Below are 16828 nucleotides of genomic sequence, written 5' to 3' on the forward strand. Positions count from 1 at the left end.
TAGAGTCCCGCGCAAGTTCACTGTAGATGACGATCGTGCGCGGGCATGGTTCATAAACCTGACGCATTCCCTGTAGGAGCGAGCCTGCTCGCGAAAAACCCGAGAACGCCGCGGGGTGTCAGGCTCGCAGCGTTATCGTTGACGTCCATCGCGAGCAGGCTCGCTCCTACAAAGGGTTTTGTGGTGTTTTTTAGAACGACGACTGGACCTTGATCCCGCCAATCAGCGCGTCATCGACCTCGTTCACGCCACCGGGATGGCGGATGTATTGCAGGTTCGGGCGCACGGTCAGCCAGTGGGTCACGTGCACGCCGTAATAGAGCTCGGCGCTGTATTCGGTGTCCTGGGGCGGCAGGTAGGACGTATTGTCGTAGTCGAAAACGGCGTTGGCCTGGTTGGTCGCCTCGGCATTCTTGCGATAGGCCGGGTTGACGTGGACGCGAGCCATGGCGAAACCGATGTCGTCCCGGGCGCGCGCGTCGAACAGGCCTTTGTAGACGAGACCGGCCTGGACGTAGTTGTCGATGGCGTTGGTCTTCTTGTCGTGCATCGTGCCGTTGGCGAACAGGCTCAGACCGCGAGAGTGGTCGCTGGCGAGGCTGGTGACCTGCTGCTGAAGGCCCAGCCACACGCCGTGTTTGCTCGACGCGCTGCGATAGGCTTCGCCACTCAGGGCGGCAGGCTGGCCATTGCTGTCCTTGTAGACGTCGGTGGCGTGGGCGCTGCTGTAGTAGTAACCGGCGCGGTATTCACCCGGCAGGCCATTGAATTTCGGTGTCCACACCAGTTCCACCGGCAGGATCGCGCCCTGGGTGCCGCTGCCGCTGAGCTTGAAGCCGTTGTCGCGATCAAGGTTCGACGGGTTCTGCTCGTACGCGCCGACCTGTGCATAAAGCTCCGGTGTCAGGTGATATTTGACCCGCAGCGCCCACTGGCTGACCGGCCAGTTGTACCAGATGTCGCCCGCCCAGTTGCCGACCTGGGAACCGCAGAACGCCAGGTTCTGGAAGTCGCAGGGGAAACTGTTGAAATCTTCGCCTTCGCCGAAACGGCCGACCTTGATGTCGAGTTTTTCATCGAGGAATTTCTGCTGATACCACATCTGCGTGAGGCGCCAGGTCTGGCCGCGGCCCCAGACTTCCTGGGCCGAGGTGAAGCCGCCGACACGCGGGTCGTTGATCCGGTCGTTGCTGATGTTGTTGCCGCTGCGTTCGGTGATGGTCAGCTGGAACTCGGCGTCGTCCCAGCCGAGGATTTTCTGTAGATCCAGATGCGTACCGAGGCCGAACTGGTCGCTGTAACGCGCAGTGCGATCGTGGTCGTAGCCGCCGTGTAGGTTGCTGCCCATTTCACCGGTGTAATCGACTTTGAAGTCGTAACCTTTTTCCGCAAGTTCGGTGCGCGTGCCGTTCCAGTCGCCGAGCATCCACGGTGAGTCGCTATCGAAGGCAGGCGCTGCTTCAACGCATGAGGCAAGGCCCAGGGCGGTGAGGCCACCGATCAGGGGCAGGATGTTTCGGTGGGCAGCAGTTGTAAAGACAGCGCTGTCTCGCAAAGATTTAAAGTCAGGCATAGAGACGGAGTTCTTGATCTTTTTCTGGGGGTAAACGGAAAGCAGCAGGCGTGAAGTGAGCAGCAGAAGCGTTTCAGCAGGCGGCGGGTGCAAGGATAATGTTCTGTTACAAATAGAGAAAGGGCTTTTGCTGACATGCATCCTTTCGGATTCGGTAACAGTTGTAGGAGCGAGCTTGCTCGCGATGGTCGTGAACGATATCGCGTCAAACCAGATACCCAGCGGCGTCGTTGCGTTTTTCGCGAGCAAGCTCGCTCCTACAGGATTCCAAGATCACCTACATTTAACAGATCGCTTCCACCCGAAGAAACCCTCGGCTAAGGTGCGCGGCTTCCCCATTCCAACATCGCTGAAGGCCCGGCATGACCGAACACAACACTGACCCGCTGCACGGCGTGACGCTGGAACAGATCCTCAACGCGCTGGTTGAACATTACGAGTGGTCGGGGCTGGCCGAACGCATCGATATCCGCTGCTTCAAGAGCGACCCGAGCATCAAGTCGAGCCTGACATTCCTGCGTAAAACCCCGTGGGCGCGGGAGAAGGTCGAACGCCTGTACGTGAAGTTGATGCGCTCCAAACGACCGCTTTGAACATGGCCAACCCGTCCGGGTTTCGCCGTCACTTTGTGGCCGTGGCTGCCATGCTCGGCTGGGCGGGATTGAGCATCCAGATGTACCTGATTTTCCATTCGCGCTGGACGCTGGGCGCCAGCCTCATCGGTGGGCTGATGAGTTTTTTCAGCTACTTCACCGTGCTGAGCAACACGCTGGTGGCGACCGTACTGACCTGTGAATGGACATCCCGCGAGTCAGCCGTGCGCCGCTGGTTCCTGCAGCCTTGGGTCAGCAGTGCGATTGCGGTGAGCATCGCCGTGGTGAGCCTCGCCTACAACCTGCTGCTGCGCCACTTGTGGCATCCCGAGGGCTGGCAATGGCTGGCCGATGAGCTGTTGCACGACATCATGCCGTTGCTGTTTCTGGGGTATTGGTGGCGATACGTACCCAAGGGCACATTGCGCCTGTGGCATATCGCGGTGTGGGTGATTTATCCGCTGCTGTATTTCGCCTATGCACTGTTGCGCGGGCATTTGCTGGCGGTTTATCCGTATCCCTTCGTGGATGTGGACAAACTGGGTTATCCACAGGTGTTCATCAATGCCGGCGGGTTGTTGGCGGGGTTTGTGGTGATTGCGTTGCTGGTGATCGGGCTGGATCGCTGGCGCGCTCGGAAGTGAGCGCGGATATGGCGGTGTGGAATGCTTTTTGTGGCGAGGGGGCTTGCCCCCGTTGCGCTGCGCAGCAGTGCTAAAACCTGCAACGAGGTTTTATCTGAAACACCGTACGCGCAGATTTTACGACTGCTTCGCAGCCGAACGGGGGCAAGCCCCCCCGCCACAATGTGATGCCAATCACTCCTCGGCGCTGTCATCCAGTTTCCAGTAACCCACCGCCTTGACGAACTGTTCGTCCAGCCCGTGCTCATCCAGCAGCACCCGTCGAATCTGCCGCGACACTTTGCTCTCGGTCGCCACCCACGCGTACAGGCTGCCGGTCGGTACCTGGATCTGGCGCACGGTGCTCAACAAATGATCTTTGCCGCCTTCGCGCAGCACCCAGATCACATTGACCTCTGCCGCGCTGTGCAGCACTTGCTGCTCCTTGCCGTTCTCCACTTCGACGATCACCAACGCACGGCGGTTCGCCGCCAGGCCTTCCAGGCGCCGGGCGATGGCGGGCAGGGCGGTTTCGTCACCGATCAGCAAGTAGCTGTCGAAGATGTCCGGCACGATCATCGAACCCCGCGGCCCGCCGATGTGCAGGAACTGCCCCGGTTGGGCTTGCGCCGCCCAGGTCGAGGCCGGGCCGTCGCCGTGCAGCACGAAGTCGATGTCCAGCTCCAGGGTATCGAGGTCGTAGCGGCGTGGGGTGTAGTCGCGCATCTCAGGCAGTGGACCGTTGTCCTTGCCGGCGCCCAGCACCAGGGTTTCCAGTGCCGCAGCCTGCTCGGCATTCTGCGGGAACAACAGTTTGACGTGATCGTCCGTGCCCAGGCTGACGAACCCTGCCAATTCAGGGCCGCCCAAGGTAATCCGGCGCATGCGCGGGGTCAGGTCGACCACCCGCAGCACTTCCAGGCGACGGCGTTTGATTTCGTGCATGACACGGTGAATGGTGGTGATCACTTCAGTCATTCGGCTTTCTCCTGGGCAGTTTGAACGGCAGGGCCGTCGACGATGGCTTTGGCGGTGTCGTTGAGCAGGGTGGCGACACGCTGGATTTCTTCCGCGCTCCAGCGGCCGTGGTGCAGTTGCAGGGCGTGGCGCAGGTTGTGCACCGCCTCGTGGATTTCGGGCGGGCGATCATGGCCGCGCAGGGAGCGTTTGCTGACATCGATGCGCACGCGTACACCTTCAAGGGCAACGGCTTGCTCGGCCAGGGATTGACGCCCGGCGTCAGTCACGCAGTAGCGTTTCTTCCCGCCTTCAGCGTCGCCCAGAATCATTTCGCTCTCTTCCAGAAAGGTCAGAGTCGGGTAAATCACGCCAGGGCTGGGGCTGTAGGCACCGTCGAACATGCCTTCTATCTGGCGGATCAGGTCGTAGCCGTGGCAAGGCTGTTCGGCGATCAGCGCCAGCAACAGCAATTTCAGGTCACCCGGGGCGAAGACCCGGGGGCCGCGACCACCGCGCTCGCGTCCGGGGCGTTTCTCGAAGCCGTCGCGGCCATCGCCGTGTTCGCGGTGGGGGGAATGATGGTCTCTCATTTCTGCTTTCTCTCGTCGTGTTTAGATACAACTTAAGATATATCTTAAGGCGAAAGCAAGCCCCCCCGACCGGTGGCCGCCCTGAGGGTCAAGCCGATGAGCCAGCCAAAATCGCAAAAATAGTGGTCATCAATGCGGGTGAAAAAACTGAAATTAGTGTTAACTCTCTAATGTTGTGTTTTGGCCTATTAAATGCGGGACTTGTAGTATTGGTCTTACGGATGTAATTTCGTTAGTATCTGCGATCCATTGTCGTTAGTGTCTGGTTTGTAGTCTTTCTCTTACAGTCAGACATTCCATTTTAAATTATTTCAGGTTTTTTCTTTCTAGGCTGGTAGCACTTTGGCTACGCACTCGCAGGAACTTGCCTGCTTACTTTCAAGAAAAATTGATTGATCATCTTTCGGCGTTGAAAGTTCAGCTGAGCAAATAGCTGCTCGTGACGGTTTTGCTCAACTTGAACTTTCTGCGTTAATCCTTTTAAAAGACAGGTACTGAAAGATGTTCAAGAAAATCGCGTTCGCTGCTCCTTTGGCTGTTCTGGCACTGAGTTCTTCCGCCGTATTTGCCGCGGGCGAAGCCCGTCATTCCATCAACCTTGTCGCTCATGTACCCACCAATGGTTTCTACGTGGTGCCGGTCGATCCGGACCTGATCAACAAGGACCAGAGAATGGATTACGTGCCAAGCAAGGGCACCATGGATGAGGTCAACGGTTTCTTCGACGTACGCAACAACAATGGCTCGGTGCACGCCAGCCTTGAAAGTGTGCCGAAGCTGATTGGCGGTGCCGCCGAGATCGGCCTTCAAGTGTCGCTCAACAATGTCGTCCTCACGACAACTCCGCAAATGGTTGTCGGCGAGACTGAATCGAATGTCAACTATCGTGCTCCACTGAACATCAAGGCGCTGGGTACTACCTTTGCACCAGGTGATTACACCGGCGCGGTCACCATGATGTTCGATGCGGTTCCTCCGGTTGCACTTTGAACTTGATCAAGAGTCGTAAGCACTTACTTATATAAGTAACGTGACCGGCCGGCAATGTTGAAAAGTTGCCGGTCGGGATTCAACTTCTTTGTTATTAGAGTACTCGTTCATGTTCCCGATGACGCCCATCGCGGCAGCGCTCGCGTTGCTGTTATGTAGCAGTGCATTTGCGGCGCCCACCTCCGTTGACAATACACCGCGAAGTTTGCTGGCCCAGGCCAAAGGCTTGCCGGCAGAGTTCGAGGAGCATTTTTTCGACGTTCCGTTGGCGGTTCGGGTCGAACTCGATCAGCAACCGCTCGGCGAGGCGATGATTGTGTTGTCCCGCGATGACCGGGTGACGTTGCTCGACTTCACCGACACCAGTGAAAGCCGATTCGGTGCCGGGGAGCGCGAGATCTGGGCCGACATCCTCAAGCCTGGCGTGGCCTTGGGTGCCTGTACAGGGCAATGCCCGGAACAAATGCTGGCGGTGCACTACAACCTGGAAAATTCATTGCTGTCGATCGTCACTGAAAATGCCGAGCGCGACAGCGAAGCCAAACGTTATTTCGACCAACCCGAAGGCGGCAGCAGCGGCCTGATGGTGCGTAACCAACTCAATCTCAACGGTGGCCAGGACCAAGACCTGGGCGGCCGTTTCGGTCTGGAGGCCAGCGGCAGCCTGGGCAACTGGAGCCAGACCTTCAACATGCAACTGGCGCGCCTGGGTGGGCCGGACGACAAGACCTACCACGCCGTGCATGAGCTTTTCACCCAGCGCGAACTGGAAGGCAGCTTTTTCCGCCTGGGCTACTTCACGCCCAATTCCGAAGGCCTGACCCGCCAGCCCCGTTCGTTCGGCACCAGCCCCGACACCGCCGTGGGCGTGATGTATGGCAGCTCCGATAGCCTGGCCATCGACAGTCCGAAACCCAGCGTGTACCCGGTTTACGTCACGGCCAACCGCCAGGCGTCGGTGGAGATCTATCGCGAAGGCCTGTTGATCAACACGCAGTCGGTCCCGGCGGGTTTGCAGACCCTCGACACACGGCCATTGCCCGGCGGCATTTACGAAGTGGAAGTACGACTGATCGAGGACGGTCAAATCACCTCGACCACTCAAGAGCTGATCTACAAGCCGAGCAACTGGCGCAACCACGATGATCGCTGGCGCTACAACCTGTTCGCCGGCCAGGAAAGCAAACTACTGAGCAACTGGGATCAACAAAGCAGTGGCGATGCCACGGCGGGCGCCTCGATCAACTATCTGCTGCACCCACGGGTGATTCTTGGCCTGTCGGCACGCCAGGTGCGGGAAAAGCTCCAGTACGGCAGCTCGATCGACTGGACCCTGGGCAACAGCACCAGTGTCTACGCCAACCTCTACCAGACCGAAGACCACGGCACCGGTGCCGACCTGCAAGGGCTGTACAACTATGGCTCTGGCAGCCTGGTGATCAGCCACAACCGTAGCTGGCTCGACACCACCAACACCTACGAAACACTGCCCGACGGCACCCGCGTGCGCCAACGCAATGTGTTCACCGGCCAGACCAGCAACTCGTCGCTGGCACTGAACCACCGCATCAGCCGCAAGAATTCGCTCAGCGCGCGGGTATCTCACAGTGAGGGCAACGTCGAAGGTGTCGGCATGGACCTCGGCTGGACCCAACGGACCCAGCTGTTTGGCAGCGATGCCAATTGGCGCCTGTCGTTGTTCGACCGTCCGGGCAGTTACAGCAGCGGCGATGCGCGCAATCGCGGGGTCGACCTGAGCATCAACATGGCCCTCGGTGGTCCCGGCCAGCAGATTTCCGGGAGCATCGGCAGTCGCACCGCCCGTGAGGGGGGGCGCGATAACAACGCCTCGCTCGGTTACCGCAAAGACTTGCAAGACCACGTGCTGCAGAGTGTTTCGGTGACCGCGCTCACCGACACCTATGGCGTCGGCCTGTCGAGCCTGGCGAACTTCCGTACCGACGTAATCAATGGTGACGGTTTTATCCAGCGTTCGTCCTTCAACAACAAATTCACCGGTGGCGTGAACCTCGACAGCACGCTAGTGGTCGGCGCGCAACGCATGGCATTGACCAGCCAGCACCAAGGGCGCGGCGCCGGGATGATCGTTGACGTCGAGTCCGACATCGACGGTATCGCCTTGCGCGCCGACGACCTCAGTGGCGGCAGCGCAGCCCTGCGGCCGGGGCGCAATTTCATTCCGCTGACGGCCTACAAAAACAGTTCGGTGAGTTTCGACTTCGAAGGCAATCACGTGCCGGCGGCCAGCATCGAACCTTCGCGCACCCGCTATCACCTGAACAAGGGGGGCGTTGAGTACCGCAAGTTGCGGGTGATGAAAACCCTGACCGTACTCGGACGTTTGCTCGATCCGCAGGGGCGACCGCTCAAGGGTCACCACGTGATCAACCACGCCAGCCGTGGGGTCAGCGAGGTCGATGGCTTCTTCTCGATGGAAATGAACGCGGGTTCACCGACCCTGGAGGTGCGTTATGCCGACCAGTTGCTGTGCCAGTTCCGCCTCGATACCGACAAACACCGCAGTGAAAACAACGTGCTGATGATCGGTGATTTGCGCTGTTCGCCGGACACCCTGGCGGATGCCACCCACAACGCGGAGACAGCGGGCTGAGTGGCCCGCCGTTGAATCTGGTTATCGGAGGTTTGGCTTACATGAACGTCTCGCGTTCTTTCGTTTCACGTGCGGGCCATTGGTGGGCGGTGGCCTTGCTTGCGTGTGCCATAGCCAGCCCGGTCGAGGCCCAGGTGGCGACGATCACGGCGTTGTTCAAGCCGGATTCGGCGCATCCGCACCTCAACAAATTCACCAATACCACGGCGCCCAGCGGGTACTGTCAAAGCCATGCGCAACAGTGCGAGAGCGACGATTTATTCAGTTTGCAGGTGCCGGTTCAATTCCATTCACGTGCGCCGATCCTGGCTAATCATCCATCCCAACGGCAAGGGGCGATGTTAAAGGCACCGGCGAATTGGCGAGACCTGACGGTGATAAACGAAGCGACCGGCGACCCTCAAATGGTCCGGATACGCATCGCTGGCATTGGCTCGCGCGCAGTCACCGATGACGTGAAGGAGCTGGTGGGCGGGGCCGAGAATTACCAGATTGCCCACAATCGTTTATGGGGCTCGAGTTGGGTGTATGCACCACGACCTTGCGATTTCACCGGCAGTGGTTTTTACAGCACCAATTTCTACGAGTTTTTCTGGAAAACGCCCATGGTAGGGGCCTGTGCAAAACAGGCGAAATATGACGTCCCGTGGTTGCGCTTCGATTACCTGGATTTCGCCTATGAGCTTGAAACCCCTAATCCGCTGAATATGTCCTCGGGGCACTACACCGGCTCGCTGACTTACACCATCGGCCCCAACGGCGATTTCGATTTCGGCGATGTGTTGATACCGACCGACTCGGTGTTGACCCTGAACTTCAACCTCGACGTGCAACACACCCTCAAGGTCGACATCCCGCCCGGTGGCGAAAAGGTCCAGTTGGTCCCGGCCGGTGGCTGGAAAAGCTGGCTGCAGGCAGGGCGCAAACCGGTGCGGTTGTTCCGTGACCAGACCTTCCACATCTCGGCGTCGTCGCGTTTCAAGATGTATTACGAATGTCAGGCCTGGGTCACTCTCGATTGCACGATCAAGGATGCGCTCGGCAGGCGACAGGTGGAGCTGCAGGTCTTCGTCAGCCTGCCCAATGGCTTGACCGACCCGTCCGGCCAGCCGGTCAGACATAAGCGACTCAAGGCCGGACCTGAAGGTGCGCAAATTTTCCAGCCTGGTTTCTACGTGGACAGGGCGCCTGGCGTTCTGCACTTCGAGGTGCCAAAGGATGAGGTGGAGTGGATGCTTCAGCAACCCAATGTGGCGAGCCCCTACACCGGCTCTGTCACCGTGATCTGGGATTCGGAAATCTGATGGGCCGCCTATCGATGGGCCGCGCCTGTGTTGTGTTCAATGTCATGAGGTTCAAGGGTATGAAACGTCTGTGGTTGCTGTTGGGTTTGAGCGGGTTTTCTCTGGCGGTTCAGGCCGGTCCGCAGATCAACGTCGGAACGGTGTACGACTATCTGGACAGCGACAAGAGCACTTATCTCAAGCGCGTTTACAACAGCGGCGACAGCACCGCGTTCGTCAAGGTCAACATCCTCGAAATCGTCTATGACGCCGATGGCAGCCACCGTGAAATACCGGTCGAACCACAAACCGATGGCAGCAGTCGCAATGGCTTGATGGCCAGCCCGGCGCGTCTGATCGTCCCTGCCAAAGGCATGCAGGGCACACGCTTGCTGCTCATGGGAGACCGTGACACCGAGCGCTATTTCCGTGTGCGCTTCGTGCCGGTGGTACCAGAAAAGGAAGACGATTTTGCGGTGTCCAGTGAAGAGCGCGACACCTACAAGGAGAACCTGTCGGCGGGGGTCAACGTCATGACCGGCTTCGGCACGGTGTTTTTTGTCCGCCCGAAGAACAGCCGTTTCGACAGCGTGATCGATGACAGTGCCGGTGTTTATCGACTGCGCAATAACGGCAACACCGTGGTGGTGATCGATGAGTTTCGCAACTGCTCGCTGAAAAATGAAACCGAGTGCGAGCCGACCACCAAGCATCACGTTCTGGCGGGCAAGTCGTTCGAGTTCGAGAAGAAACCCGGTCGGGAATACCGCTTCAACCTGATCGAAGGCGCCGACAAAAAGGCGTTGCGCATTGCCAGCCAGTAACACCGCCCAAGGCGAGTCGCGCGGGAAGACTCGCCGCTTTTTTTCACGCAACAGGTAACTGACATGATCAAGCAATCGGCCTTCGCCCTGTGTGTGGGCGTGATGACGTGTGCCCAGGTTTTCGCGGCACGGGAAGAGCGCACGTTCGAGGTGTGGGCGGATATTCCGACCCTGGGCTTTTACGTGATACCGGCCGAGACGAACTGGATTCATCTCGAACAGACCCTGCCGTGGAATCGCAACACGTCGAGGCTCGACGGGTTGCGCAAGCATTTCGACGTCAAGCACGACACCAGTGCGATCGAAGCGCGGCTGGACGCCGAGCCCTATCTGTTCAACGGGCGTGAAGACCAGAACATCTACCTGAGGGTCAGCTTCAACGGTCAGGAGCTGAGCCACGATGCGACGCCGCGCCAGGTGGTGTCGGCAGCGCAGGCCATGTCAGGCGGGCGTTTTCCTCTGGAAATTCAGCCGAAGGTGCCGGTCGGTGGCTATAAGCCGGGCACTTACTACGGAACGGTTCAGTTGATTTTCAGTGCTGCTGCACCCTGATCCCTTTTCGTTATGCCGGGTTTTTCAGCGTTTGAATGTCGAGTGGATATCGACCCTCCCAGGGAACAGGGCGGGGTTATCGGAGGTGGGTACAGATGAGCGTTATAGGTTTTTTGTTTTCAACGAGGCGTCCTTGGTTATGGACTCTTTTGATGGTGTGGTGGCTGATGCCCCAGGCGTTGGCGCAGGATGTTTCAATCACGGCGTTGTTCAAGCCTGATTCGGCTCATCCGCATCTCAATCAATTCAAGAACACCACGCCACTCAGCGGTTACTGCGAGCGATACCCGGGACAATGTGTCGAAAATCAGACGTTCAGCCTGCAAGTGCCGATTCAGTTCAATTCCAGCCGAGCGATCCCGGCCAACCATGCGTCGTCGCGCCAGGGCGCAACCTTCAAGGTGCCGGCGCAATGGCGCGAGCTGACGGTTCGTCATGAGTCCGGAGAGGTGGAGACGGTAAAAATGCGCATTACCGGCGTGGGCTCCAAATACGTGACAGAGGATGTGATGGAATTGGTGGGGGGCGCCGACGATTACAGGCTTGCGCACAACCTCCTATGGGGATCGAGCTGGGTGAACACCCCGGCGCCCTGTCTTTACAGTGGTGTGGGTTACTACGCTACCAACTACTACGGTTTTTTCTGGAAAACTCCGGTTGAGGCCGCGTGTGACAAACAGGCGAAATTCAATGTTCCGTGGATGCGTTACGACTTTCTGGATTTTTCCTATGAGCTTGTCACGCCGAATCCGTTGGGCATGTTGGCTGGCAACTATACGGGCTCGTTGACCTATACCGTCGGCCCCAACGGCGACTTCGACTTCGGCGATGTCATGCTGCCGAGCACTCCGGTGTTGACGATGAATTTCAACCTCGACGTCCAACACACGCTCAAGGTCGATGTCCCACCCGGAGGCGAGAAAGTCCAGTTGGTCCCAGCCGGTGGGTGGCAGAGTTGGTTGCAGGCGGGGCGCAGACCGGCGCGTTTGTTCCGTGACCAGACCTTCAATATCTCGGCCTCCTCGCGTTTCAAAATGCAGCTGGAGTGTGAATGGTGGGGCACTGTTTACGATTGCCTGCTCGATGACCGGGTGTCCAGGCGAGGCGTGGAACTGCAGGTCTATGTCACCCTGCCCAATGGCCTGACCGACATGAGCGGGCAACCCGTCAGGCACCGGCGTTTGCGAGCGGGCGCGGCCAATGCGCTGTATTTGCAGCCGGGTTTCTACGTCGACAGAGCACCGGGTGTTCTGCACTTCGAGGTGCCGGAAAGACAGATGCAATTCATGCTGGCACCCGGTGCAGGTCCCTTCTACAAGGGCAAGGTCACGGTGATCTGGGATTCGGAAATCTGAAGTCAGGCGGCCAGCACATCCAGCATCAATGCCGCCTGACACTCACGTTTCCGCTTTTACTGGCCGGCGCGCCTCATGGCAGTACGGGTCAAGCTTCTCGACAGTTCTTTCTCGGCGTCGCCCAGGTCGACCAGTAATCGGTCGAAAACCGTATCGCTGAACGGCTCATCGGCAAAGACCACGGTGTCCGGTACCGGAAGGTCGTTCATCAGTTCCCTGAGTTGGCTGCGCAATGCGGCGCGCTGAATGTCAGAGGTCGACTCGACCCATGCTCGCTGTGTATCGCGCAAGGTGTCGAGTTGGTTTGACAAGCGCTGATAGCGACGCGTGTTGGTTTCCAGCGGGTTCGCATAGCGTTCGTTCAAATGGTTTTGCCAGAAATCCTGTTCGAGCATTCGGTCCACCAGACCATCGCCTTCGCCCAGCGCCAATACCGTCTCATACGCTTGATCGATCATTGCGTCAGTGACACCGGACACTGGTCGGTACAGCATGCCCTTCGATTGCCAGGGCAAGTCGAGGCGCTCTGCCAATCCGGTCTGATAGGCCAGGTAGACCTCGACTTCGTCCGGGTTACCGCCACGACTGGCGACATCGGCACGGGCAACGTCGTTGACCTGTTCCAGCCGTGCGGCGCCTTTGGCCAGGGTCACCAGTTTCTGTTCGAGCTGAGCCGGGTCGGTGGAATAGGCATGGGCCTCGTAGGCGAGCACATGGACGCCCATGTGATTGAACAGCTGCGTACCGGCGTCGGCGCAATCCACCGGCGCGATGGCCATGGTGAACAGCTTTTCCCGCAGAGGTGTGTCGACGTAGACGGCATCGAGCATGCGCCAGACACGCTGCACCAGTTGATCCCGGGCCGTGCCGCCGGCCCGGTAGTCGGCAGAAAGCCGGGTATCGAGCAGCACGTTCAGGAAGCGCTCGGCCTCGGGCTCACCGACCAGTTCCGACCACAGATTGGCCCGGTCGACGCCCCAGCCGGGTACATCGTTCCAGTGTTTCGCGCTGTAGTCCGAGCTGACCACCCACTCGGCCATGCTGTTGGAGGGCACGATGGGCTCCGGGGGCAGTGCCACCGAGCGACGGATGGCCTGGTAGCGAACCTGGTTGAGTTCCGACAGATTGCCGACACCCAGCCGGGTTCGCCCCACGACCCAGGCATGCGCTGAGCCGGGAACCACTTCGGGAATCAGGCTGATCGGATTGTCCCGAAGATCCAGCAGAAAACCGCGAGGCCTGGTTTTACTCAACGTACCTTCGGGCCAGGTGGTAATTGCCGTGTTCCGAAGCCCTACGACCTTCAACCGGGGCATGCGTGAAATGTCGATGGGCTTGCCCAGCGGGTTCTTGTCGAGACGCAGAATCTCCAGATAGGTCAGGTGTTTCAGTTGCTCGACGGCGGCGTCGTCCAGCACGATTTTATTGTCACTCAAGCGCAGACGTTCGAGCCGATGCAGGGCGCCGAAGTTTTCCGGCAGGGTCGTCAGGAAGCATCGGTTGGCGCTGAGTTCGCGCAGATTGGGGAAGTCCTTCAGCAAGCCGTTCGACGTGCTGGAAAAGCGTGTGTTATCGAGCTTCAGGATGGTGATCTTGTCCAGAAAGCTTTGTAGCTGCGGCCGTTCTGGCCATGCATTGCTCAGGTTTCGGGGCAAAAGAAGTGGATCGTGTGACAGATCCAGTGCATAGCCATGCGGATCGGTACGGCTGCCGAGTTCGGTGTTTTTTCGCTCGAAACAGGCGAGCAAACACCGGGCAATGTGTTGCCGAGCGCCGCGTAACGGTATCGGATTGTCGGCATCCAGCCCGGCGGCCTGCGCGCGCCAGAGATCGATCAGATTACGCAGTTGGTTGAGATCGTTTTCCTGTTCTTCCAGGAGCCTCATCGGCTCACCCCGTTCAATCAGGGCACTGGCGAACGTATCGACCTCGGCATCGCTGAAGTGCGGATAAAGGTCATGAATGCGTTCGTGCACTGTTTGGCCCTCCCGGCTCAACCCACTTCCACGCACCAACAACGTCGTTTCAAACTCGGCCACCGGGCGCACGGGCGGGGTGGCAAGCACCTTCCGACGTTCACTGGGCGGGGCCGATTTGACCATGACCCATTGGCGGAACATGTCGCCGTCACTCGGTTTGTAGCCCAGGCTGTTTTGCCCATTCTCCTGCGTGGCCTGCAGCACGGCTTCGAAAAAGTCATCCGCTTCATGGATCGTCTGATCCTCGCCATCACGCACCTGATACTGCCCGGCATCGTCGCGAATCAGCACCCGCACCTTTGTTGCGTCATCGGGGCCGACGCTGTAACGCAGCTCGCCATCGAATGTTCCCTGACGAATTTCCAGGCGCAGGTCGCCGAAGGTATCGGTGTTGAAGCGCAAGGTGCCCAGCACCAGGCGCTCGGTGTCGGGCGTGATTGATGCACTCGGGTACAGACCCTGGGCCGCTCGTACTGCTTGCGTTTCGAATTGCAGCTCTCGTGCCTGGGTCCTCAGGCGCAGCGGCAGGCGGTTTTCTTGTGTGATCCGCTGACGTTCCGCGGCGCTGGCATGCGCATGGATTTGTTCGGCAACGGTCGCCGGCAGCTCGGGGAAGTCGCTGAACAGCGGCGCGATTTCAGGGGATAACGCAGCGGGTGCAATGGGCGGTGAAGCCAGGCGTTGCAGGGTATCGGTCAGCAGCGGTGGTGGCGGGGTGTTTTCAACATGCACCCTGCGCAGCACGGCTTCATCGGTGCCGCTGATCTGGCGAATCTGCTCCAGTTGTTCATCGTTGAAACCCTCGGTGCTGTGACCGAGGCGGCGCATCAGGGTCGAGCCTTCCCACTCGCGCGGATTCTCCGTTTCGCAGACCCAGGCGCCTTGGCCATTGTGGCGAAGGGTCGGGGTGTAGGCATCGAAACGCTGCGGATGGCGGATGTGCTGTTGCCCGGTGACCGGGTCTTCCAGTACTTCGAAATGTTGATCGTCCAGGCGCAAGATGCGTCGGCCCTGATGCTGGTGAATGCCCTGGTCATCAGGCCGGGCGTCCGCGGGCAGATCCACGTCGGTTCGCTGATAAGGGCTGAGGTCGGGGTTCCACAAGCGCGTCTCACCGTTTGCCAACTGCACCGGTTTCAGGCCTTCGAAGAACGGCGAGAGCTTCGCCCGAGCGACATTGCCGACGGCGCCTGCCGCCGCGAACGCGCCCAACTGGACGACGCTTTCCAGCACACCAAGGGTTTGCTCACCGGCCTCGACCACGCGTCCCTCGGCCAGGTCGACCAGCCCCTCGACCACGCCATCCGTCAGTTGATAGGCCGTGTACGCCAGCATCAATTGACCCAGGCCGGGCACCAGTGGCGTCGCCACCAGCAAGGCAATGTTGAGAATGTCGGCGAGCATCTTTTCCAGGTTGTCCCACCACGCCCAGCGGGCCATGCGGTCGGCGTATTCGGTGGCGATGGCGATTTCCCGGGCATCGTTGAACACCTTGTTGAGGGTCTGCCGGTAGCGGTAGCCCCATAGATCATTGTTGAAGGTCGTCTCGCGGTCGATCTTGATGCTCGACACGCTGAATTGCAGATCGGGTTTATCCACAGGGGTTTCGCGCCAGCTCGGCAAGCTGGAACTGCCGGGCACCGGCTGCCATTTCACCGTGCTCAGACGCGCGTTCAACCCGGCAAAAAAAATGCCGCGTTGCTCATGGGGCACGAATTGGCTGAAGAACCGTTGATAGCTGTTGGCGGATGCGTCATCGCGCAACTGGCGCGTCAGTTCAGCCATGAATTCGAGTGACGAGGGGTATTGCTTGAGCGGGTGCAGCGGATCCTGGGGAACATAGGCAATCACCGGGACCGGGCCGCTGGCGCTGGATGCATCCGCCGCGATCAGGATGATGCCGCTCAGGCGCGTGTCCATCATTGCCAGGTTGTAATAGTCGACGGGTTGGCCGTTCCACTTCAGTTGTGAACGGTCGTCGAGCATGCCTTGCACGACGTCATAGGCAGCCTGATCGATGTCGTTCTTCATCAGGGCCATTTGCGCGGCGACATTCAGTGCGCTTTTCTGGCTGAGAATGACTTTTTGGCGCAGGACATTGCTCGCCGCCTTGTCGGCCGGCAGTAAAACGTCTTTCAGGTGCTGTTGGTAGCGGGTGCCGATGTCCAGGTCGCGACACAGTGACTTGAACTGCTTGATGCTCAGTTTGTACTTGAGCGGTTTGACGTTGAAATGCCCGCGTGCGTCGGGGCGGGTGATGAACTCCGAGTCCTGGGTGAACGCCTCGTCACGGGAGAAGTTGTGCAGGGCGGCATCCAGCAGCGAGACGGTACGGCTGGTGGTTCCGCCGGAAAAGTCATGCACCCACCAGGCCGTCTTCACCGGGGCATACAGCCGCAGCCAGGTTTCCTCGACATCGTCTTCGACGCCGAAGCGGTCCTTCAGTGCCTGTTGCAACACGGGTTTGGCGAAGGCGTAGACATCCTGCAGTTCGCTCAGGGCCCGGTCGACATCGTTTTGCGCGGTCCAACCGAGTTTGACGTCCTTTTTCAAGCGCTCCTGTAGCGTCTGTGCAGCGTCCGCCTGCCAGGCGGGAAGGGTCACGCGGTCGGCCTTCAGCGCAGTGATACGAGACAGTGAGGCTTCTGATAGCCAGGAAGGGATGGTCTGCCTGACCAGGTCGAAATGGATGCTTTGATCCGTCGGGTCGTTGGCGGGCGGGTTGGAAGTCTGGTGCATGGTTTGATCGTCCGTTGATCATGGATGGAGCGATCAGACTAGGCAGGCACCTTACGTAAAAAAAGCGCAAAAACAGGTTCGGAATGACCTCGATTTCGTCCCGAACCCGGTAAAAAACAGGAGTGAAAAATACAT

12 protein-coding genes are annotated in these 16828 nt (G+C 59.1%); 8 read left to right on the plus strand and 4 right to left on the minus strand.

Features of this window, described 5'->3' with window-relative positions; translation table 11 throughout:
* Nucleotides 1–190: 190 nt before the first annotated feature.
* Nucleotides 191–1573 (minus strand): carbohydrate porin, encoded by a 1383-nt coding sequence (locus tag B0D71_RS08210; protein ID WP_103394333.1) that lies wholly within the window; start codon nt 1571–1573, stop codon nt 191–193.
* A gap of 362 nt (nt 1574–1935) precedes the next feature.
* On the opposite strand from B0D71_RS08210, the gene B0D71_RS08220 reads away from it, so the two are divergent.
* Nucleotides 1936–2166: a VF530 family protein gene (locus B0D71_RS08220; RefSeq protein ID WP_103394335.1), complete on the plus strand. Its 231-nt coding sequence runs from the start codon at nt 1936–1938 to the stop codon at nt 2164–2166.
* Between the two features lie 2 nt (nt 2167–2168).
* Nucleotides 2169–2810, plus strand: a complete 642-nt coding sequence (locus B0D71_RS08225; RefSeq protein WP_103394336.1) for a Pr6Pr family membrane protein — start codon at nt 2169–2171, stop codon at nt 2808–2810.
* A gap of 174 nt (nt 2811–2984) precedes the next feature.
* Here the strand turns inward: B0D71_RS08225 and B0D71_RS08235 are convergent, their stop codons facing one another.
* Both B0D71_RS08235 and B0D71_RS08240 read right to left on the minus strand, forming a co-directional pair.
* Entirely contained in the window at nt 2985–3767 is a 783-nt protein-coding gene (locus B0D71_RS08235) for a siderophore-interacting protein (protein ID WP_103394338.1), read from the minus strand.
* On the minus strand, nt 3764–4339 hold the full coding sequence (locus B0D71_RS08240) for a PadR family transcriptional regulator (protein WP_103394339.1): 576 nt from the start codon (nt 4337–4339) through the stop codon (nt 3764–3766). The genes B0D71_RS08235 and B0D71_RS08240 overlap by 4 nt, the downstream gene beginning before the upstream one ends.
* Before the next feature lie 501 nt (nt 4340–4840).
* Here B0D71_RS08240 and B0D71_RS08245 point away from each other — a divergent pair.
* The 6 genes from B0D71_RS08245 (at nt 4841) to B0D71_RS08270 (ending at nt 11975) form a co-directional block, all read left to right on the plus strand.
* Nucleotides 4841–5329 (plus strand): CS1 type fimbrial major subunit, encoded by a 489-nt coding sequence (locus B0D71_RS08245; protein ID WP_103394340.1) that lies wholly within the window; start codon nt 4841–4843, stop codon nt 5327–5329.
* 109 nt (nt 5330–5438) lie between these two features.
* Entirely contained in the window at nt 5439–7961 is a 2523-nt protein-coding gene (locus tag B0D71_RS08250) for a CS1-pili formation C-terminal domain-containing protein (protein WP_103394341.1), read from the plus strand.
* A 41-nt stretch (nt 7962–8002) separates the two neighbouring features.
* Complete coding sequence (locus B0D71_RS08255; protein WP_103394342.1) at nt 8003–9265, plus strand: hypothetical protein; 1263 nt, start codon at nt 8003–8005, stop codon at nt 9263–9265.
* A 59-nt stretch (nt 9266–9324) separates the two neighbouring features.
* On the plus strand, nt 9325–10068 hold the full coding sequence (locus tag B0D71_RS08260) for a pilus assembly protein (RefSeq protein ID WP_103394667.1): 744 nt from the start codon (nt 9325–9327) through the stop codon (nt 10066–10068).
* A 63-nt stretch (nt 10069–10131) separates the two neighbouring features.
* Nucleotides 10132–10620, plus strand: a complete 489-nt coding sequence (locus B0D71_RS08265) for a CS1 type fimbrial major subunit (RefSeq protein ID WP_103394343.1) — start codon at nt 10132–10134, stop codon at nt 10618–10620.
* Nucleotides 10621–10772: 152 nt separating this feature from the next.
* Nucleotides 10773–11975 carry a hypothetical protein gene (locus B0D71_RS08270; RefSeq protein ID WP_240635684.1) on the plus strand — a complete coding sequence of 401 codons (1203 nt, stop codon included), beginning with the start codon at nt 10773–10775 and terminating at the stop codon, nt 11973–11975.
* Nucleotides 11976–12031: 56 nt separating this feature from the next.
* Here the strand turns inward: B0D71_RS08270 and B0D71_RS08275 are convergent, their stop codons facing one another.
* A complete protein-coding gene (locus B0D71_RS08275; protein WP_103394345.1) occupies nt 12032–16693 on the minus strand; it encodes an NEL-type E3 ubiquitin ligase domain-containing protein in 4662 nt (1553 codons plus the stop codon).
* Nucleotides 16694–16828: the final 135 nt, after the last annotated feature.

It is taken from the genome of Pseudomonas laurylsulfativorans (genome assembly GCF_002906155.1).
Lineage (GTDB): Bacteria > Pseudomonadota > Gammaproteobacteria > Pseudomonadales > Pseudomonadaceae > Aquipseudomonas > Aquipseudomonas laurylsulfativorans.